The organism is Candidatus Eisenbacteria bacterium, from assembly GCA_020847735.1.
Lineage (GTDB): Bacteria > Eisenbacteria > RBG-16-71-46 > RBG-16-71-46 > RBG-16-71-46 > CAIXRL01.
In genome coordinates, this window is record JADLBL010000015.1 from 43,043 (window position 1) to 63,011 (window position 19,969).

Below are 19,969 nucleotides of genomic sequence, written 5' to 3' on the forward strand. Positions count from 1 at the left end.
TCTTCGGCCGGGCGCTTTGCCGGGTAAAGGCCCGTTTCGAGCGGGGGTGGCGCGTGGCCATGACGTGCTCAGCGCTCCCGCGTCGCGCGGATCAGCGCTTCCATGTGGTCGAGGTAGCGCTGCAGCGCACGCCGGCCGGTGGCGGTCAGCCGGAACTCGGTGCGCGGCACGCGGCCTTCGAACGACTTGCGGCATTCGACGTATCCGGCCTCCTCGAGGCGGCGCGCGTGCACGCTGAGGTTCCCGTCGGTGATGCGCAGCGCCTTCTTGAGGTCGTTGAACGCGAGCGCGGGGCTCACGGCCAGCGCGCTCACGATCGCGAGCCGCACGCGCTCGTGGATGACGCGGTCGAGGTCGTGGTGCGCGGCCGCCGCCGGCGTCGCGGCCGGCCCCACGCCGGCGCGCCGTCCCGCGCCCCTGCGCCGCGCCGCGTCAGCCACGGTGCCGCCGCGCGATCCAGGCGCCGAAGCCGACATGCAGCAAGCCGAAGCCGGAGCCGAGCAGCAGGTTCGCCCACGCCGGCGGCGCGAACATCGCGACCGCCCCGAGCGCCATGAACGCGGCCCCCATCGCCGGCACGCTGCCGACCGAGAACGACCCGCCGCCCGCGACCGAGGCTCCGTAGAGGAGCAGCCACGTGCCGGGCAGCAGCGCGTTCGCCTTCGCGAGGATGAGCGCGGCCGAAACGATGGCGCCGGCGGCCGCCGGCGTCGCGAACGCGAGCATGAAGCGCCTGCCGATCGCGCCGAAGAGCGGCACTTCGAGCCGCTGCGCCTTGAGCACCGAGGTGCCGACGGTGATCGCGATCGCCAGCAGCGCCTCGCCGAGCCAGACGATCAGCCAGCGGTCCGTCGCCAGGCTCCGCGGCGCGATTGCGGCGGCCACCAGCGCCGTCAGGCCGACGGCCACCAGCCCCCAGCCCGAGATCGAGGTGAACTCGGCGGCACGCTCGATCGCGCGGCGGATGTAGCGCAGATCGTCGGCCGCCCGCAGCGGCAGCGGAATGGGCGGCGGCGGCTCGTCGTGCTCGGGGCGGTCCGGGTTCACGGGCGGAATTGAAGCCGCGCGGCCCACTCCTCGTCAAGTACTTTGTGCTGCCAAGCGAGCCGCGGTGCGGCCGAGGCCGGCGATTCGCGTTCCGCGCCCGTGGCCGTGCGTCTCACCTTCGCGCGGCGAGGCTCGATCGTCCGGGCCGCGTCAGGTCCGGCGGCCTGTCGTGCCCTCGCGCCGTCCCGGAGCCCGGGGCGTGGGGCGCGCGCGCGCGACCTTCTCGAGGCAGCGCGTCACCAGCGCGGTCCATCCGGTCTGGTGGCTGGCGCCGAGTCCGCGTCCCGTGTCGCCGTCGAAGTACTCGTGGAACTGCAGCAGGTCGCGCCACAGCGGATCGCCGGCGTGGCGATCGGCGTCGCCGCGGAACGGGCGGCGGCCGCCCGCGTCCGGCGTGAACAGCGAGGACAGCCGTCTCGCCAGCTCGAGGGACACTTCTCCGAGCGAGCACATCCGCCCGGAACCGGTCGGGAACTCGACCTTCAGGTCGTCGCCGTAGAAATGGTCGTAGCGTTCGAGCGCCTCGATCAGCAGATAGTTGACCGGGAACCACACCGGCCCCCGCCAGTTCGAGTTGCCGCCGAACAGCACGGTGTCGCTCTCGGCCGGCGCGTAGCTCACGCGATGGACGTCGCCGTCGTTGCGGAACTCGTACGGCTGCGCGTCATACACACGCGACAGGGAGCGCAGCCCGTGCGGCGAGAGGAACTCGGCCGGGTCGAGCATCACGCGCAGCACCCGCTCGAGACGCTGGCGCGAGGGAATCGCGAGCAGCCGGCGCCCCGCGCCGCCGCGGCAGTTCTCCCCCGGCTTCTCGAACCACGACATGTGCCGCGAGAGGTCCTGGCGGTTGTCGAGGAACCACTGCATGCGGCGCCGGAAGCCGGGCAGCCGGTCCACGGTCTCCTGGTCGAGCACTTCGACCGCGATGAGCGGCAGCAGCCCGACCATCGAGCGCAGGCGCATGGGAATCGACTGGCCGTGAAGGTGAAGGCTGTCGTAGTAGAAGCCGTCCGCCTCGTTCCACAGCCCCGCGCCGCCGAAGTGGTTCATGGCGTCGGCGATGGCGACGAAGTGCTCGAAGAACTTCGAGGCGAGATCCTCGTATGCGGCGTCCTCGCTGGCGAGCTCGAGCGCGATGGACAGCATCGTGCCGCAGAAGAACGCCATCCACGCGGTGCCGTCGGCCTGTTCGAGATGCCCGCCCCCGGGCAGGGGCCGGCTGCGGTCGAACACTCCCACGTTGTCGAGCCCGAGGAAGCCGCCCGAGAACAGGTTGTTGCCCTCGTTGTCCTTGCGGTTCACCCACCAGGTGAAGTTGATGAGCAGCTTCTGGAACACGCGTTCGAGGAACAGCCGGTCGCGCGCGCCGCGCCGACCGGTCAGCTTGTAGACGCGCCACGCGGCCCACGCATGCACGGGCGGGTTCACGTCGCCGAGCGCCCACTCGTAGGCCGGCAGCTGGCCGTTCGGGTGCATGTACCACTCGCGCGTGAACAGCAGCAGCTGCTCGCGCGCGAACGCCGGGTCGGCGTGCGCGAACGCGACGACGTGGAACGCCAGGTCCCAGGCCGCGTACCACGGGTACTCCCACTTGTCGGGCATCGAGATCACGTCGCGGTTGTACAGGTGGCGCCATTCGCGGTTGCGGCCCATCCGGCGGCCCGGCGGGGAGGGCGGCTGCGCCGGGTCACCGTCGAGCCACTCCGCGACGACGTAGTAATAGAACTGCCGCGACCACATGAGGCCCGCGTACGCCTGGCGCGCGACCGCCCGTTCGTCGGCGTCGAGCGCCGCGGGAATCCGCGCCGCCCAGAACGCGTCGCACTCGCGGCGCCGCTCGGCGATCGTCGCCTCGAAGGCGGGGCCGAACGCGGCGGGTCCGGCCAGCGCCTCGGCGCGCAGGCGCAGGCGGACCACCGACTCGGCGCCGGGGGCGAGCGTCAGGCGATGGAGCACTCCCGCCTTCGTTCCGCGGCGGGCGGGGTTGACGGCGGCCGCGTCCGCGTTCACGACGTAGGAGTGGAAGGCATCCTTCACCCACCGCTGCGGGTTGGGCGCGCCGAACAGCCGCGCGTCGTTGGTTTCGTTCTCGGTGAAAAGCAGCTCCGGCGCCGCGCCGCCCGCGGAGTCGCACTCGAGCCGGAAGCGGCCGAGGGTCGCGTGCTCGGCGAGCACCGCGCCGCCCGGCTCCGCCGACAGCGAGGGCCGCGCGGGATACGCCTCTCCGGTGCGCCCCCAGCTCCAGACGTTGCGGAACCACAGCTGCGGCAGAACGTGCAGCGACGCGGGCTCGGGACCGCGGTTCGCGACCGTGACGCGCACGAGAATGTCGTCCGGCGCGGCCTTGGCGTACTCGACCGTGACGTCGAAGAAGCGGCCGCCGTCGAGCACGCCCGTGTCGGCGAGTTCGTACTCGGGGGCGGCCTTGCCGCGGCGGCGGTTCTCCTCCACCAGCCGCGTGTACGGGAACTCGGCCTGCGGGTAGCGGTACAGGCCGCGCAGGTACGAGTGCGTCGGCGTGGCGTCGAGGTAGAAGTATTCCTCCTTCACGTCCTCGCCGTGGTTGCCCTCCTCGCCCGAGAGCCCGAACAGCCGCTCCTTGAGGATCGGGTCGCGACCGTTCCACAGCGCGAGCGCGAAGCACAGCCGCCCTTCGCGGTCGGTCAGCCCGAGCAGGCCGTCCTCGCCCCAGCGGTAGGCGCGGCTGCGCGCGTGGTCGTGCGGCAGGTAGGACCAGCTCGTGCCGTCCGCCGAGTAGTCCTCGCGAACGGTGCCCCACTGGCGCTCCGACAGGTAGGCGCCCCAGCGCCGCCAGTTCGCGGCGCGGACCGCGTCCTCGGCGAGTCGCCGCGATTCGGGATCGGCGGGCGGGTTCGGGTCGCTCATCGCGTCCGCGACGGTCCGCCCCGCCGGCGGCGGCTGTCAAACGCGCCACGTGCGGCGCGGCGCCGCACCCCGGCGGGACGGACGGCGAAACGTGCCATCACCCGGCGATCTCGACGACGGTCTTGATGCCCTGCGGCGGCGAGGTCAGCGCGCGGGGCGCGTCGGCGAGCGGAACGTGGTTGGTGATCAGCGCGCGCACCGCGGCGGGCCAGCGCTGCATGAAGCGCCCGAGGTCCGTGACCGCCGCTTCGTAGGCGTCCCGGCCGGCGTTGACCGTGCCGAGCGCCACCTGATTGCCGAGCACCAGACCGCGCATGAGCGCGCCACCGTCCACGTTCGGCTTGCCGTGCTGTCCCGGCACGCCGGTGAAGATGAACAGGCCGTTGGGGCTCAGCGCCTGCAGCGCCTCGAACGCCGGCGGCGCGGCGCCGGTCGCCTCGTAGACGACGTCGGTGCGGCCGAGCCGCGGCAGGATCGAGCCGAGCGGCTCGTTCTCGGTGGACACGTAGCGGCCGCCGATCTGCTCGAGCAGCGAGCCGCGCGCGTCCGCCGCCGGTTCGCGCGAAACCATCGTCACGCGGCAGCCGGCCGTGCGCAGCGCCATCGCGCCGAGCAGACCGACCGGGCCGGCGCCGAGCACGACGGCCGACAGTCCCTCGACGCTCTCTCGCCGCCACGGCATCCGGTCGAGCATGGCGTTCACCTCGAGCAGGGCCTTCTCGGCGATGGTGAGCGGCTCGACGAGCACGCCGACGTCGCGCAGCTCCTTCGGCACGCGGACCAGCCAGCGTGCGTCGTCCACGACGGTCCCGGCCATGAAGCCGTCCGCGCCCTTGATGCCGCGCTCGACGTACTTGCCGGTCACGCAGAAGTCCTGCCGGCCCGCCCGGCAGGCGTCGCACGCCGGGTCTTCGCATGGCCGGCGCACGATGAGCACGGCGAGGTCGCCGGCGCGCCAGCCGTCCGCCGCCGGACCGGCCACGGTCACCTCGGCCAGCGACTCGTGGCCGAGCACGAGCTCGTCGCTGCCCGGCGGCGGCGTGCCGTATTCGAACCGGCAGATCTCGCGATCCGTGCCGCAGACGCCCGCCCGGATCATCTTCAGGACGACCTCCGTCGGCGACTGCGGCTTCGGCTCGGGCCGCTCGCGCACCTCGACGACGCGTTGGGCGGGAACGACGGTGACGGCTTTCACGTTCTGCCTCCTTCGCGGTCCGCGAGCACACCGAGATACTCCCGCCACGGGCCGACGGCTTCGCGGTACCGCTTCGCCATCACGCGCGCCACCTGCGCGACGTGCGTGAGGTCGTGCACCACCCATGCGGCCAGCAATTGTCGCGCGCTCACCCGGCCCAGCGCCGGGTGCGTGCCGGTGCGGTCGAGATCGGCGCCGCGCAGTCCGAGCGATTCGAGCGCGACGAGGCTCTCGGCGCGGCGCGCGGCGAAACCGTCGAGCAGTTCGCCGACCGTGCGATCCGCGAATCGACCGCGGAACCCGTCGCGCTCGAACGGCGTGAACGGGCGGGCCTCGCCGTGTTCGAGGAGGATTCGCAGCCGGGGCAGCCAGTCCACCTCCTCGTTGTCGAGCAGGTGCGCGACGACGTCGCGGGGCGAATATGTGCCTTCACCCTCGCGGGCCGCGAGCCACGGTTCCGAAAGCCCGCGCAGCCAGCCGTCGAGCAGCGCCGGCGTGCGCGCCAGGATCTCGCGCGCGGCGGACGGGCTGACGAGGCCGGCGGACACGGTGGCCGATTCGGCCGGACCCGGACTTCCGACCGTGCCTCGTCCGCCCGCGGGCCCCGCGCTCACGCGGCCACCCTTCGCCACACGTCGCGGGCCGGCGGAGCCTTACCGTCGGGCGGATCGGCCCGGACCACGAAGTCCTCCTCAGCGCCCTCGGGCATCCCGGCGAACGAGGAGCCGTCAATGCACGACATGAACTTGATCACGGATGCGGGTCTCCCGGGCAAGTGCGCAGCCGATCCGGCAGGCACGAACGTCGCACCGGCGGCATTCCGGCCCGTGCGACGTGCGCAAGGATAGCGGAGGGCTGATAGGGACGCCGAGGGCTTCGCGCGTGTGGAGAACGCCGACGCGATGATCCTGCGCCGTGCCCGGGCGGGTCGCTACTGCGGCTTCAACCCCAGCTCGCGCAACGCCTCCGCCTCGATCGGGCCCGGCGAGCCGTCCATGAGCGACGTCGCCGAGGCGGTCTTGGGGAACGCGATGGTGTCGCGAATCGAATCGCGTCCGCCCATCAGCATGATGACGCGGTCGAGACCGATGCCGATGCCGGCGTGCGGCGGCGAGGCGTAGCGGTAGGCGTCGAGCAGGAAGCCGAACTTCTCGTACGCCTGCTCGCGCGTCAGCCCGACCACCTTCATCACGCGCTCCTGGATGTCGGGGCGGTGGATGCGCACCGAACCCGAGCCGAGTTCGTTGCCGTTGAGCACCAGGTCGTAGAGCTGCGCGTGGACCCTGCCCGGATCGGTCTCGAGATGGTCGAGGTGCTCCGGGTTCGGCATGGTGAACATGTGGTGCTTGGGCTCCCAGCGCTTCGCGTCCTCGTTGAACTCGAAGAGCGGGAACTGTCGCACCCACAGGAACCGCCATTCCTGGGCCGTGCCGGTCGCGCCCGCGAGGCCGCGCCGCTCGAGGTCGGCGGAGCCGAGCTGGCTGCGAAGCACCCCGAGCGCCTTGCACGTCCGCTCCCACGGGCCGTTCGTGAACACGACCGCGTCGCCGTCCTTCGCGCCGCAGGCGGCGAGGAACTCGTCGAGCAGCGCGCCCGGGAAGATCACCTGCTGCTTCTCGCGGTCGGCGGCCTGCACCTTGAAGAAGGTCAGCCCACCCGCGCCCGCGGACTTCACCACGTCCTCGTACTTGCGCAGCTGCGTTCCCGAGATCCCGGCGCCGCCGGGAAGGGTCATCGCGACGCCGATGCCGCCGGGCGCCTGCGCGCCGCTGGCGACCACGTTGCGGGGCGACCGGGCGCACAGCGCGGTGACGTCGGTGAACTCGAGTCCGAAACGCGCGTCGGGTTTGTCGGAGCCGAAGCGGCGCATCGCCTCGTCGTAGGTGATGCGCGGGAACGGCGTCGGGACCTCGACGCCCAGGCATTCCTTCCACAGCGCCGCGAACAGTCCCTCGACGACGTCGAACACGTCGTCCTCGGTCGCGAAGCTCATCTCGACGTCGATCTGGGTGTGCTCGGGCTGCCGATCGGCGCGCAGGTCCTCGTCGCGCAGGCAGCGCGCGAGCTGGAAGTAGCGATCCATCCCGGAAATCATCAGCGTCTGTTTGTAGAGCTGCGGACTCTGCGGCAGCGCGTAGAAGTTTCCGTGGTGGACGCGGCTGGGCACGACGTAGTCGCGCGCCCCTTCGGGGGTCGGCCGGACGAGCAGCGGGGTCTCGATCTCGAGGAAGTCCCGGCCCGCGAGGTGCGCGCGCGCGGTCATCGCGGCGTGGTGGCGCAGCGCCATCATGCGCGACAGCTCGGGACGGCGCAGGTCGAGGTAGCGGTACTTGAGCCGCAGGTCCTCGCTCGCGAGCATGCGTTCCTCGTTCACCTGAAACGGCAGCGGCTCGCATTCGGACAGCAGCTTCAGCTCGCGGATGTCCACTTCGATCCCGCCGGTCGCCATCTCGGGGTTGACCGCGTCCGCCGGCCGGGCGTGGACCTGGCCGCGGACGGCGATCACGAACTCGTTGCCGAGGTGCGAGGCGCGGTCGAGCAGCGCCTTGCCGCCGGTCTCGGGGCGGAAGACCACCTGCGTGAGCCCGAAGCGGTCGCGCAGGTCAATGAAGAGCACGCCGCCGTGATCGCGCGAGCGGTGCACCCAGCCCATCAGCGTGGCCTGGCGGCCGACGTCCGCCAGGGTCAGTCCGCCGCACGTGTGCGAGCGGCGCCAGTCCCCGAGCCCTTCCAGCGTGGTCGTCACCTGTGTTCGTCCCCCGACGGCTGCGCCGTCTTCCGAAGCTTCGCGCGCAGCGCGCCGGCGAGCGCGTCACGTACGAGCGATTCCTGCGTGCCGTCCTGCGAGTCCTTGAGCACCACCTCGCCGCGCGCCCATTCCTCCTCGCCGAGCAGCACGAGGAAGCGCGCGCCGGACCTGCCGGCGGACTTCATCTGCGCGCCGAAGCCGCGCGCCTCGACGTCGTGCTCGACCGCGAACTCGCGTCGAAGCTCGCGGGCGAGCGCGGTCGCCGCGGCGCGCGTGCCGTCCATCGCCACGAGGCACACGCGCTCTTCCGTGGCGGGCGGCGCGTCGCGCCCGGCGATCACGAGCAGCGCGCGGTCGAGCCCGATCGCGAAGCCGACCCCCGGCGTCGGCGGGCCGCCCAGCATCTCGACGAGGCCGTCGTAACGCCCGCCGCCGCCGAGCGCGCTCTGCGCGCCGAGCGAGCGATCGTGAACCTCGAAGGCCGTGCGCGTGTAGTAGTCCAGGCCGCGCACGAGGCCGTGGTCCACCTCGTGACGGATGCCCGCGGCGTCGAGCCCGGCCAGCACCGCGTCCCAGTGCTCGCGGTCCTCCGCATCGAGAGCGTCGAGCAGCCGCGGCAGCGGGCCCGGCGCGCCTCCGGGCCAGCCCTCGCCGCGCAGCAGGGCGAGGTCGCCCTCGTCCTTGGTGTCCAGCACCCGCAGCGGGTTCACCTCGAGCCGCGCCTGCGAGTCGGCGGAAAGCCTCGCGCGCACCGGCGCGAGCCACGTCCGCAGGCGTTCGCCGTAGGCGCGGCGCGTGGCCGGCTGGCCGACGCTGTTCACGAGCACCGTCAGGTCGCGAAAGCCCCACGCTTCGTACAGGTCCACGAACAGCGCGATCATCTCGACGTCCGCGCCCGGCGCGGGCGATCCGACCAGCTCGCAGTTGAGCTGCGAGAACTGCCGCCAGCGGCCCTTCTGCGGACGCCCGTAGCGGAACACCGGGCCCATGCTCCACAGCCGGTGCACGCGGGCGCGGCCGCCGAGGCCGTGCTCGAGGTAGGCCCGCAGCACGCCGGCGGTGAACTCGGGGCGCAGCGCGAGCTCGCGCTCGCCGAGGTCCTTGAAGCGGTACATCTCCTTCTGGACGACGTCGCTCGACTCGCCGGACGTGCGGGCGAACAGCTCGTAGTCCTCGAAGACGGGGGTGCGCAGTTCGCCGTAGCCGTAGCGCTCGAGCACGCCGCGCGCGAGGGACTCGGCCCGGCGCCACAGGCGCGTCTCGTCGGGCAGCAGGTCGCGCGTGCCGCGGGGAGCCTGATGACGCGGCGCCACGGGTCACGCCTCCCGTTCGCGGGCGGCCGCGAGATAGGCGAGTTGCGCGAAAGTGATCCCGGTGCCGTCGGCGAGCCAGTCGAACACGGTCGAGTCGCGGCCCGGCACGAACGATTGGAAGAACTCGTCGCCGGCCCCGATCCCGAGGCCCAGCGCCATCGTCAGCATCGTCGTCAGCAGCCAGCTGCGCGGGCGCAGCGTCGCCCGCATCGCGCGCGCGAGCAGCACGCCGAGGACGCCGTACTCGAGCAGGTGCGAGAGCTTGTCCGAGTTCTGGAAATGGAACGGCGGCCGCAGGTTCGGCTGTGCGCTGAGGACGAAGATCAGGCTCACGTAAGCGGCGACGGGCAGCCAGTAACGCATGGCCAGTGTCCTCGCGCCGCTGCCGGTGCCGCCTCTCGCCAACCGCAGCCTCCACTCCGGGGAAAGCAGGTGTACCGCCGAACCGAATGGCCGGGCAGGTTAGCACGCGCTCCGCTTGACGCGCGAACGGCGCGCCGATAGATTCCCGCGGCTTTTCGCCGACTCCGTGCGATCGCCGGAACGGTCGGCCGCGCGCTGCGCCGCTAGCTCAATTGGCAGAGCAAGTGACTCTTAATCACTAGGTTCTAGGTTCGATTCCTAGGCGGCGCACCATCCCGCTTCGAACGGCCCGCCCGATGTCCGGGCGGGCCGCTTCGCTGCCCGTCGCGGCCCTTCCCGCCGGCGGTGCCGGCATCGAGCTCAGCCGACGCGCACGCTCTTGACGTTCACGAACGCCTTGAGGCCCTGGTCGGCAAGCTCGCGTCCGTATCCCGAGGCCTTGATACCTCCGAAGGGCAGCCGCGGGTCCGAGGCGACGATGGCGTTCACGAACACCGCGCCGGCCTCGATCCGGGCGGCGAGCGCTTCGCCACGCGCGGGGTCGCCCGTCCAGACGCTCGCCCCGAGCCCGAAGCGCGACTGGTTGGCCAGGGCGACCGCTTCCTCGACGTTCCTCGCCCGCGTCACCGCCGCGAGCGGACCGAAGGTCTCCTCATCGAAGACGGCCATGCCGGGGCGAACGCCGGTCACGACCGTCGCGCCGTAGAAGGCGCCGGGGCCGGGAAGCGCGGCGCCGCCGGTCCGGACGCGCGCACCGCCCTCCACGCTCCTCGACAGTTGCGCGTGCAGGTCGTCGCGCAGGTCGGCGCGCGCGAGCGGCCCCAGCTCGGTCGCGCGATCGAGCGGATCGCCGGTGCGCACGGCGGCGAAGCGCGCGGCGAGCGCGTCCTCGAACGCGTCGGCGACCGGGGCCTCGACGATGAAGCGCTTCGAAGCGATGCAGCTCTGTCCGTTGTTCTGCAGCCGGGCCTTCGCCGCCTCGAGCGCGACCGCGGCGGGATCGGCGTCCGCGAGCACGAGGAACGGATCCGAGCCGCCGAGCTCGAGCACGGCCGGCTTGAGCGCCCGGCCCGCCGCCGCGCCCACGTCGCGGCCCGCGGCCTCGCTGCCGGTGAGGCTCACGGCGGCGATCGCCGGATGCGCGATCAGGTCCGCGACGGCCGAAGCGGGGACGAGCAGCACCTCGAAGAGTCCCGGTGGCGCGCCCGCGGCCGCGAACACGTCGGCGATCGCGAGCGCGCAGCCGCAGACGTTCGAGGCGTGCTTGAGCACGACCGCGTTTCCGGCCGCGATCGCCGGAGCCGCGCAGCGGAACACCTGCCAGAAGGGAAAGTTCCACGGCATGACCGCGAGCAGGACACCCAGCGCGTCGAATCGCACGAAGCTGCGCGCCGGCGGCGTCGCCGCGGGCGCCGGCGCGAGCCCCGCCTCGGCGTGCCCGGCCGCCCACTCGCAGACCCACGCGCACTTCTCGACCTCGCCCTCGGCCTGAGCGATCGGCTTGCCCATCTCCAGCGTCGCGAGACGCGCGAGCGGGTCGCGTCGCGCCCGCAGCGCCGCCGCGAGCGAACGCAGGAGGTCCGCACGTTCGGAGAAGTCCGAAGTCCGCCACGTTCGCGCCGCCGAAGCGGCGCGCGCGAGGCGATGTTCGACCTCGGCGGGCTCGTGCGGCGGGTACTCGGCGATTCGCTCGCCGGTCGTCGGATTCACGGAGCGCATGCGGCCAGCATACCCCCGGGGCCCCGCTCCGCGGCCTTCGCCATTCTCCGCCACCGCGCGTGCGCGACGGTCCGTGAGCGGAGGCTCCCCGGGGAGGACCCGGGCACGGGCTTCCCTCGCCGGCGGGGTCTCCCGTGGTCAGCGGCGCGCCGGCTTGCTAGGTTCCCCCGCCATATGTGTGCCATGCGCCTTCACGGACTTCTCAGGCTGGGTCTGCTCGCGACGCTCCTCGCGTGCCGGGCGCCGGGCGTTCGGGCGGAGACGGACCGCGGGGCCGACGAGCCCAGGCTCGTGGTCGGGGGCGATCTCAGGATCGAGCCCGGCCGCCGGATCGACCTGCAGTGGAGCGCCACGGACGACGTCCGGGAGCTCGAGATCCTGCTCTCCACCGACGGCGGCGCCACGTTCACGACCTGCATCTCGCCCCAGCTCGACCCGGACCGCCACCATTTCGAGTGGCGTGTTCCCGCGCGCCTGTCGGGCCGGCTCTGTCTGAGGATCCGCTTCAATCGCGGCGGGCGCGAAATCGAGGGCGCGCCGATCCGGCTCGATCGCTCCGCGGGCGACGAGGCGCTTCCGCTCGGACTTCCCGCCCCGGAGGCGCCGTCTCGTTCTCCCGGCCGCGGCGAGAGTTCCCTGATCGCCACGTCGGACGACGAGGGCTTCGAGCAGGCGCCGGCTATCACCGTAACCCCGTCGGTGCGTCCCCCGCGGGACACGCCGCCGCGCATCCTCACGCGCCGCGATCCGACGCCTCCCACCTTCGAGCCTCGGTACCTGCCCCTGCGGATCTGATCCGGCCCCCGCCGCGATCCCTCCGCTCCCCCCGCGCGCGTCGGTGTTGGCGACGCGCCGCGCAGGGCACCGTCTTCTACCCTTCGACCGAGGATTTCCCATGCCCCGTCGTTTCGCATGCATTTTCCTGTCGCGCTGGGCGCTCATGGCGCTGCTCCTCATCGCGCCGTGCCTGGCCTTCGCCGAAACGCAGATCACCGGCACCGTCACCGATCCCGTTTCCCACCTGCCGGTCGCCGGAGCCGCGGTGACCGCCGAGGGTGGATACGCCCGCGCGGTCACCGACGAAGCCGGCCGCTTCACGCTCCGTTCCGATGGAACGGTGACGCGCATCATCGTGACCCGCGTCGGCTACCAGCGCCTGGCCGTCGCGGTCGGCGACGCCTCGCAACCGCTGGCGATCGAGCTTCAGCCCGCGCCGCTTCCCCAGCCGCCCACCGAAGTGACGGGGCGGGCGCTCGCCTCGCCCGACCTCGACCTCTCACGGACCACGGCCGTGCTCCAACCCCGCGACCTGAATCGCGCCAGCGGGCTGGATCTCGAGAGTTCGATCAACACGCTGCCGGGCGTGATCATGCGGTCCCGCACGCCGTACGGCGGCGCCCACGTCCAGATTCGCGGCTACTACCCGAATTTCTCGCACAACTTCAACGGCTTCGGCTACCAGGCCTTCCTCGAGGACATCCCGGTCACGGACGCGACGGGCTCGACGATCCTCGACGACGTGGACTTCGCCACGCTCGGCCGCGTCGAGGTCGTCAAGGGGCCGAACTCCAGCCGCTTCGGCGCTCCCATCGCGGGAGTGGTGGACTTCCACACTCTGCGACCTGCTCCCGGCCTGTCCGTTTCCCAGCAGGGCGTCGGCGGCAGCGACGGTCTCTTCAGGACCAACACCACGCTCGCGGACGGCGGAGAACACTCGCAGATCGTGGTCAACTACGGGCACCAGACCTACGACTCCTTCCGGCCGAGCAGCCGCTCGAAGAAGGACTACGCGCAGTTCACCGGCGACTTCGAGGCGGGACCCCGGCAGAAGCTGAGCGCGTACTTCTCGTACAACAACTCCTTCGAGCAGCTGGCGGGTGAAATCGACAGCTCCGACTTCTACGCCCGGCAGGCGATCGACAACCCGGCCTACGCCGCGCAGCGGTCGCGGGTCTCGATCGAGAGCTCGCGGGTGGGATTCACCCACGACGTCCGCTTCGACGACCGCTTCGATCTGCGCTCCACGCTGTTCGGCACGGCGCAGACGATGCAGCAACCGTTCGCCCACGGCTTCAGCAACACCAACCGCTTCAGCCTGGGCGCCCGCAGCGCTCTCGGCGTGAACGCGAAGATCGCGAACACGCCGCTGGACGGTGCGGTCGGGGCCTTCGTGCAGCGCACGAACGCGACCGTGAACGGCTTCTTCATTCCCGCCAACCGGCCGTCCGACCAGGAGAACTACGGACTCAACACGTTCGCCTTCACGGAGTGGAACGCGCACCTGCCGAAGGACGTCGTGCTCACCGCGGGCGTCAACGTGAACGTCTACGAGTTCGGCATCCGCAACATGCTCAGGAACAACCTCATCAGCGACAGCACGAAGACGCTGCGGCGGCGGTTCGATCCGCAGTTCTCGCCGCGCGGCGCGCTGCTCAAGCGCTTCGGCGACGAGCTGTCGCTCTACGGCAGCATCTCCCGGGGCTTCACGCCGCCGTCGCTGTCGAGCTTCATCAACTCGGACAACACGGTGAACGAGGATCTCAGGCCGGAGAAGGTCCTCCAGTTCGAGGGCGGCGCCAAAGGTCTGCTGCTCGAAGGCCGGCTCACCTACGACGTGGCCTGGTTCGACCTCGAGATCACCGACAAGCTCGTCTCCCAGCGCATCGGCCTCGTGAACACGACCACCAACGTCGGCAAACAGCGGAACCGGGGCATCGAGGCGAGTCTTTCCCACCTGCTCTACACGTCCGCGGACGGTCCGATCCGGAACGTGCGGCCGTGGCTCTCCTACACCTTCACCGACGCCCGGTACCTGAGCTTCAAGAGCGACAACAACGACAACGCGTCCACCGTGGACTTCTCCGGGAAGCGGGTCGCCCGCATTCCGAGGAACGTCTACAACCTCGGGCTCGACGCCGAGTCGAAGGGCGGCGGGTACCTGTTCGCGTCGCTCCAGCACGTGGACGAGATCTTCGTCACCTTCGGCAACACGAACCGCCTGAAGGCCTACAATCTGCTCGCGGCGAAGCTCGGATGCCGCCGTCGCCTCGGACCGTTCGATCTCGACGTGTCGGCCGGTGGCGACAACCTGCTCGGCGACACCTACTACAAGTTCGCGTTCGTCGGACCCGACTATCTGCGGCTCGTGCAGCCCAAGGACGGCGGTTCCGGTGACGGTTACATCCTTCCCGGCCCCTACGACGCCACGTTGTTCGGCGGCGCCCGACTGAGCTGGAACTTCTGATCCCCCGCGGGGGCGGGACGGTCACGCCGCCCCGCCTCCCATGCGGGCCATCCGAGAGGTCTCGACGTGAAGCGTTCCTCCCTCCTGCTCGCCACCATCGCCCTGGCGTTCGCGTGCGCGGCTCCCGCCGCGCCGGCACGCGAGCGAGTCGTCTGCGTCTCCAAGCAGCTCAACGAGTTCCTGTTCGCGATCGGCGCCGAGGACGTCCTCGTCGCGCACGACCTCACGTCGGTCTATCCGCCGCGGATCCGGAAGCTGCCGAGCGTGGGCTATCACCGCGCCCTCAGCGCCGAGGGCATCCTCTCGGTCAAGCCGACGCTGCTGCTCACCGATGGCAACGTCGGGCCCGAGGCCGTCCTCGATCAGGTGCGTTCGGTCGGGATTCCGGTCGTGACGATGCGGGCGGGGGCGGGTCCGGAAGGCGCCGAGTCGCTGCTCACCGCGCTGGGCCGGCGGTTCCACCGCGAGGCGCGAGCGGCAAAGGTCGTCGCCGACTGGCGCGCCGGCATGCAGCAGGTGTACGCCGACTCGACGAAGGCCCCCGGGCCGCGGCCGCGCGTGCTGATGATGCATTTCGGGCAGATCATCAACAACTACCTGGGCGTGCGCTCGGGCTCGACCGGCGACCGCATCCTGCGCTGGGCGGGCGGGGTCAACGCCATCGATTCGGTGGGGGGCATGTCGCGCCTCACGCCCGAGCTGATCGCGAAGTGCGCTCCCGAGGTCATCCTGGCGACCGATGTCGGCTTCGACCGCGTCGGCAGCGCCGCGAAGTTCGCGCAGCTTCCGGGAGTGGCGCTCACCCCGGCGGCGAAGTCCGGGCGCATCTACCGGATCGACGAGACCGAGATCATGTACTTCGGTCCGCGCACGCCGGCCGCGGTCCGGCACATCGCCTCGCTGATCCACGCGAAGGGCGGGAAGTGAGTCCGCGCCCCTCGTTCCGCGGCACGTACCTGTTGCTCGGCGCCCTGCTCGCCGCCTCGGTCGTCATGGCCGCGGGCGTCGGCGCGTTCGCGTTCACCCCGGCGCGCATGGCCACGCTCGTCGCGCAACTGCTGGGATGGCTGCCGAAGCTCGACGCCGACGCGCTCGACCGGAACGTGTTCTTCACGCTGCGCCTGCCGCGCGTGGCCATGGCCGGACTCACCGGCGCGATCCTCGGGGTGTGCGGGGCGGTGATGCAGGGGCTGTTCCGCAACCCGATCGTCGAGCCCGGACTCGTGGGCACCTCGGCCGGCGCGGCGCTCGGGGCGGCGCTCGTCTTCGTCTTCGGCGTCCCGGTCTTCGCCCCCGGCGGCGCCACGGCGCTGGTCGCGCTTCCGCTGTTCGCGTTCGCCGGCGCGCTCGCGGCCACGGCGCTCACCTACCGGATCGCCTCCGCCTTCGGCCGCGTCCACGTCTTCCTGCTGCTGCTCTCGGGGATCGCCGTGAACGCGCTGTGCGCCGCCGGCACCGGCTACCTCTCGTACATCGCGCGCGACCCGCAGGCGCGCAACATCACGTTCTGGAGCCTGGGAACGTTCACCACCGCGAGCTGGGGCTCGGTGGCGCTGGTCGCGGGGGCCGCCGTCGTCGGCTACGCGTTCGTCGCACGCGACGCCAAGGGCCTGAACGCGCTCATGCTCGGCGAGGACGAGGCGGCCGCGCTGGGCGTCGAGCCGGCGCGTCTCACGCGCCGCCTGCTCGTCTTCAGCACGCTCATGGTGGCGGTCGCCACCGCGACCGTCGGCGTCATCGCCTTCGTCGGCCTGGTGGTGCCGCACGCGCTGCGGCTCACGCGCTCCTCCAACTACGCGTTTCTCATTCCCGCGTCCGCCCTTCTGGGCGCCGCGTTCGCCGAGCTGGTGGACGTGGCGGCGCGCCTCGTCATCCGCCCCGCGGAGCTTCCCATCGGCATCCTCACCGCCGTGATCGGCGCGCCGGTCTTCCTGCTCCTCCTGCTCCGCGCGCAGCGGAGCGGCGATCCGGGCGCCCATGGTTGAGCTCGACCGGATCGGCTTCGACGTCCCGGGGCGCACGCTGCTTCACGACATCGGCGTGAGCTTTCCCGCCGGACGCTTCTCCGTGGTGCTCGGCCCGAACGGCGCCGGCAAGTCCACGTTGCTCCGAATCGCCGCGGGGCTGCTCCGGCCGCGCTCGGGGGAAGTGAGCTACGGCGGGAAGTCCATCGCCCGCTGGCCGGCCGGCGACCTCGCCCGGGTGCGCGGCGTGCTGTCGCAGCACGCGGAGCCCGCGTTTCCCCTGAGCGCCGGCGAGGTCGTGGCCATGGGACGCTACCCGCACTACGACCGCGTGCCCGGACGACGCGATCTCGCCGCGATCGAACGGGCGCTCGTCACGGTCGGGATGGCGGACCGCTCGTCGCAGCGATTCACCACGCTCTCCTCGGGCGAGCGCCAGCGCATTCAGATGGCCCGCGTGATCGCGCAGATGGACGTCGAGGGCGATCCCCCGCGCGTGCTCTTCCTCGACGAACCCACGGCCAGCCTCGATGTCCGTCACCAGCTCGCGCTGCTCGATCTCGCGCGCTCCCTGCTCGCGCGCAACGTCACGGTCGTCGCGGTGCTGCACGACCTGCACCTCGCCGAGGTCTACGGCGATTTCCGCGTGCTCCTCGACGCGGGTCGGATCGTGTGGTCCGGCACGCGCGATTCCGGCTTGCCCGAAGAACTCATCGGGCGCGTGTACCAGGTCCGGGCTCGTCGCATCGTGGATCCGGGTGACGGTGGCGGGCTGTGGAGGTTCACGACGCTCGCGTGACGGAGGATCGCGCCCGGCGGCGGCCGGCCGCACCCGCCGGCGCGCGATCGCGACGTTTCGGGCGTCCGCGCCGCGGGGTTGGCCCGATCAGCTCCTCCACCACTCCCACGCCAGCGCCGCCAGGCACGCGGCGCTGATCGCGAAGGCGGCATGCGCGGGCCAGGGCACGCCTCGTGCGGGCGCCGGCCGGCCGTCGGGCGAGCCGAAGGCCGCGCGCAGGTCGCGCGCCGTGACCGCGAACGCGGTCAGCCACGCCGCGGCCAGCGCCAGCAGCAGCCCCGGATGCCCGGTCGCCGCGAGGCGTCGGCCGACCGCCAGCCACAGGAACATTCCGGGCGTGAACGGCGCGCCCGCCAGCGAGAGCATCGCGAAGGCTCCAAGCGCTCCGCTCACCGGGTGGCGGCGGAACAACACCACCGGAGCGTCGGCCGGACCCGACTCGACGGCGAGGAAGCGCGCGAGCGCGCCGGCGCCGGTCAACGCGAGCGCGAGGTGCGTGGCCCACGCCGCGAGCGCGCCGGACAGCTCGGCGAACGGCGCGAGGCCCGGGTCGGCCGCGAAGGCGGCGAGGACGAGCGCGCCCTGCAGGCTCGCGAGCGTTCCGACCCGCCGCTCGGGCCGGCGCTGGGTCGCCAGCGTCGCCGCGCTGCCGATGAGCGCGACCGCCGCGGCCAGCGCGAGCAGCCCGCTCACGAAGGCGGCGCCGTCGGGGAACGCCTCGATGCCGGCGAGCCGCGTCGCCAGCCAGGCCGCCCCCGCCGCCTGCGGGGCGGCGACGACCAGCGGCGCCAGGTGCGGGCGCGCGCCGTGGAAGACGTCGGCGAGCCAGAAGTGAAACGGCGCGCCGCCGAGCAGCACGGCGCCCGCGAGCAGCGAGATGGACAGCGCGCCGGTCCACATGCCGTACGGATCGAGCCGCAGCGACAGAACGTTCCACTGTTCGGCGGCCACGCTCGTGCCGGTGGCGATCGCGAGCAGCGAATGCCCCGCCCACGACAGCGCGAACGCCGCGGCGAACACCCACGTCATCTTGAGCGCGCACTCGGACTGCGCGAGGTCCTCGCGGTCGCGCGCGAGCAGCGCCGCGGCGAGCGCCGCGGCGAGCGCGCCCTTCGCGGGCGAAAGCGCCTCGGGCGCAGCGACCACGAGCGCCAGCGGCAGCAACGCGATCCAGATCAGGGCCGCGCTCGGCAGGCCCTCGTCGCGCCGCCGGTCGAGCTGACGCAGAAGCAGCGCCGCGAGCAGCACGGTGGCGAGCGGAACCCAGACCGGCATCACCGCAGCAGCGGCAGCAGCAGCGCGAGCACGCTCACGCCGGCGAGAAAGAGGAGGTACTCCTGCGCGTCGCCCGTGTGCAGGCCGCGGGCCGGAGCGCTCACGGCGCGCAGCAGCACGCCGAGCGCAGCGGCGAGGCGGCCTTCGAGCCACGTCACCGAGCGGAAGACGGACAGCGCGAAGTCGCGCGCGCCCGCGCCCGCCGTGACCGGCGCGGCGGCCCCCGGCGGCGGCGGCGCGGCGGCGCGCGCGCGCGGCCAGGCCGCGAGCACGGGCGGCAGCAGCGCGATCAGCGCGCCGGGAAAGCTCGCCTCGAAGCCCGCCCACCAGGCCAGCAGCAGAGCCAGCGGTCCGAGCGCCAGCGTCGCGAGCGCGCCGAGCAGGCCGAGCAGCCGGCCCGCGTCGAGTCGCGGCACGGTGCGCCGCTCGGGAACCTCGACCACGCGACGCAGCGACAGCGCCGAGGCGAGGAAGACGGGCGCCGCCAGCACGACGAACTCGACCGGCCGGAACGTGCGGCCGGCGAATCCGACGCCGACGAGCAACGGCCACGCGAGCGCCGCGCCCGCCGTCCAGCCCGCCAGGCGCCACAGTCGCGCGAGCGCCTGGCCGCGACGCGCGGCGGATCCGCGCAGCTCGGCGGCGAGCGCCATCAGCCGGCCGCCGGCGGCGGCGAACCAGAGCAGGAACGCGACCTCGCCCGGAACGACGTCGAACGCCACCAGCAGTCCCGCGAGCGCCGAATCGAAGACGGCGAGCCAGCGCAGCGACGCCGTCCAGGTGCGGCGCGCGTAGGCGCGCAGCACCGCGAGGCCGGCCGCCAGCACCAGCGCGATTCCCGCCACCTCGCGCATGAGCGGCGCGTGCGACCAGGCCGCGTCCTGCCGCCACAGCACGAGGAAGCCCGCGGCGGGCAGCATCGCGGGCAGCCACGAGCCCACCGCGGGCAGCGGGCCGGTAAGGTCCGGGTAGGCGCGCGAGGCGGGGCTCGCGGCCAGCAGTTCGAGCCCCGCCCACAGCACCGCGAGCGCCTGCAGCGCACGCAGCGTGCGCAGCGGATCGCGCTCGTCGGGCGCGATCGCGCGCACGAGCCGGGGCACGCCGCTCTCGCCGGCGGGAACGCGCGCGGGCGGCGGCGAGGCGGGCAGCGCCAGCGCGAGCGCGGCGGCGAGCCACAGCGCCATGGCCGGACGTCGCAGCCACGCCCAGCGCGCGAGCTGTTCGTGCCGGTCCGGCGCGGTGCGGGCCCACAGCCAGAACGCCAGCGCGACGGCCTCGACGCCGAGCGCCGCCGCGATCAGGCCCGGCACCGCCAGCAGCGCGACCCCCGCCGCCGAGGCGAGCAGCCCGGCCAGCGTCGCGCGCCGGGTGACGTTCCGGTCGTCGAACAGGCTCGCGAAGATCACGGCACG

17 protein-coding genes and 1 tRNA gene are annotated in these 19,969 nt (G+C 72.6%); 6 read left to right on the forward strand and 12 right to left on the reverse strand.

The annotated features are described in order from the left end of the window. Positions 1–68 precede the first annotated feature (68 nt). The 9 genes from IT347_06535 to vanZ all read right to left on the reverse strand — a co-directional run bounded on the left by IT347_06535 (position 69) and on the right by vanZ (position 9,556). Complete coding sequence (locus IT347_06535) at positions 69–476, reverse strand: transcriptional regulator (GenBank protein MCC6349233.1); 408 nt, start codon at positions 474–476, stop codon at positions 69–71. Beyond that, positions 433–1,047, reverse strand: a complete 615-nt coding sequence (locus IT347_06540; GenBank protein MCC6349234.1) for a hypothetical protein — start codon at positions 1,045–1,047, stop codon at positions 433–435. Before IT347_06540 ends, IT347_06535 begins: the two co-directional genes overlap by 44 nt. A 150-nt stretch (positions 1,048–1,197) precedes the next feature. Then, positions 1,198–3,936, reverse strand: a complete 2,739-nt coding sequence (locus tag IT347_06545; GenBank protein MCC6349235.1) for a glucosidase — start codon at positions 3,934–3,936, stop codon at positions 1,198–1,200. A 97-nt stretch (positions 3,937–4,033) separates the two neighbouring features. Next, positions 4,034–5,131 carry a glucose 1-dehydrogenase gene (locus IT347_06550; protein MCC6349236.1) on the reverse strand — a complete coding sequence of 366 codons (1,098 nt, stop codon included), beginning with the start codon at positions 5,129–5,131 and terminating at the stop codon, positions 4,034–4,036. Continuing rightward, positions 5,128–5,679 (reverse strand): DinB family protein, encoded by a 552-nt coding sequence (locus IT347_06555; GenBank protein ID MCC6349237.1) that lies wholly within the window; start codon positions 5,677–5,679, stop codon positions 5,128–5,130. Before IT347_06555 ends, IT347_06550 begins: the two co-directional genes overlap by 4 nt. Positions 5,680–5,741: 62 nt before the next feature. Next, positions 5,742–5,885: a hypothetical protein gene (locus tag IT347_06560; protein ID MCC6349238.1), complete on the reverse strand. Its 144-nt coding sequence runs from the start codon at positions 5,883–5,885 to the stop codon at positions 5,742–5,744. Positions 5,886–6,062: 177 nt separating this feature from the next. After that, positions 6,063–7,877: an aspartate--tRNA ligase gene (gene aspS / locus IT347_06565; protein MCC6349239.1), complete on the reverse strand. Its 1,815-nt coding sequence runs from the start codon at positions 7,875–7,877 to the stop codon at positions 6,063–6,065. After that, positions 7,874–9,193 (reverse strand): histidine--tRNA ligase, encoded by a 1,320-nt coding sequence (locus IT347_06570; GenBank protein MCC6349240.1) that lies wholly within the window; start codon positions 9,191–9,193, stop codon positions 7,874–7,876. The genes aspS and IT347_06570 overlap by 4 nt, the downstream gene beginning before the upstream one ends. A gap of 3 nt (positions 9,194–9,196) precedes the next feature. Beyond that, entirely contained in the window at positions 9,197–9,556 is a 360-nt protein-coding gene (gene vanZ, locus IT347_06575; protein MCC6349241.1) for a VanZ family protein, read from the reverse strand. A gap of 197 nt (positions 9,557–9,753) precedes the next feature. Between vanZ and IT347_06580 the strand changes: the two genes are divergently transcribed. Beyond that, positions 9,754–9,829 (forward strand) — tRNA-Lys (locus IT347_06580). Between the two features lie 87 nt (positions 9,830–9,916). Here IT347_06580 and IT347_06585 read toward each other — a convergent pair. Then, positions 9,917–11,275: an NAD-dependent succinate-semialdehyde dehydrogenase gene (locus IT347_06585; protein ID MCC6349242.1), complete on the reverse strand. Its 1,359-nt coding sequence runs from the start codon at positions 11,273–11,275 to the stop codon at positions 9,917–9,919. Positions 11,276–11,458: 183 nt separating this feature from the next. On the opposite strand from IT347_06585, the gene IT347_06590 reads away from it, so the two are divergent. The 5 genes from IT347_06590 (at position 11,459) to IT347_06610 (ending at position 17,282) form a co-directional block, all read left to right on the forward strand. Next, positions 11,459–12,070 carry a hypothetical protein gene (locus IT347_06590; GenBank protein ID MCC6349243.1) on the forward strand — a complete coding sequence of 204 codons (612 nt, stop codon included), beginning with the start codon at positions 11,459–11,461 and terminating at the stop codon, positions 12,068–12,070. Positions 12,071–12,170: 100 nt separating this feature from the next. Next, positions 12,171–14,519 (forward strand): TonB-dependent receptor, encoded by a 2,349-nt coding sequence (locus IT347_06595; GenBank protein ID MCC6349244.1) that lies wholly within the window; start codon positions 12,171–12,173, stop codon positions 14,517–14,519. A 66-nt stretch (positions 14,520–14,585) separates the two neighbouring features. Beyond that, positions 14,586–15,446: an ABC transporter substrate-binding protein gene (locus IT347_06600; protein MCC6349245.1), complete on the forward strand. Its 861-nt coding sequence runs from the start codon at positions 14,586–14,588 to the stop codon at positions 15,444–15,446. Positions 15,447–15,511: 65 nt separating this feature from the next. Further along, the gene (locus IT347_06605; protein ID MCC6349246.1) at positions 15,512–16,504 is read left to right on the forward strand and encodes an iron ABC transporter permease; all 993 of its coding nucleotides are present in this window, start codon (positions 15,512–15,514) and stop codon (positions 16,502–16,504) included. Next, positions 16,497–17,282, forward strand: coding sequence for an ATP-binding cassette domain-containing protein (locus IT347_06610; protein ID MCC6349247.1), 786 nt, complete (start codon positions 16,497–16,499; stop codon positions 17,280–17,282). The genes IT347_06605 and IT347_06610 overlap by 8 nt, the downstream gene beginning before the upstream one ends. An 87-nt stretch (positions 17,283–17,369) precedes the next feature. On the opposite strand, the gene IT347_06615 is transcribed toward IT347_06610, so the two are convergent. Next, entirely contained in the window at positions 17,370–18,557 is a 1,188-nt protein-coding gene (locus IT347_06615) for a hypothetical protein (protein MCC6349248.1), read from the reverse strand. Beyond that, positions 18,557–19,963: a hypothetical protein gene (locus IT347_06620; GenBank protein ID MCC6349249.1), complete on the reverse strand. Its 1,407-nt coding sequence runs from the start codon at positions 19,961–19,963 to the stop codon at positions 18,557–18,559. The genes IT347_06615 and IT347_06620 overlap by 1 nt, the downstream gene beginning before the upstream one ends. Between the last annotated feature and the right edge of the window lie 6 nt (positions 19,964–19,969).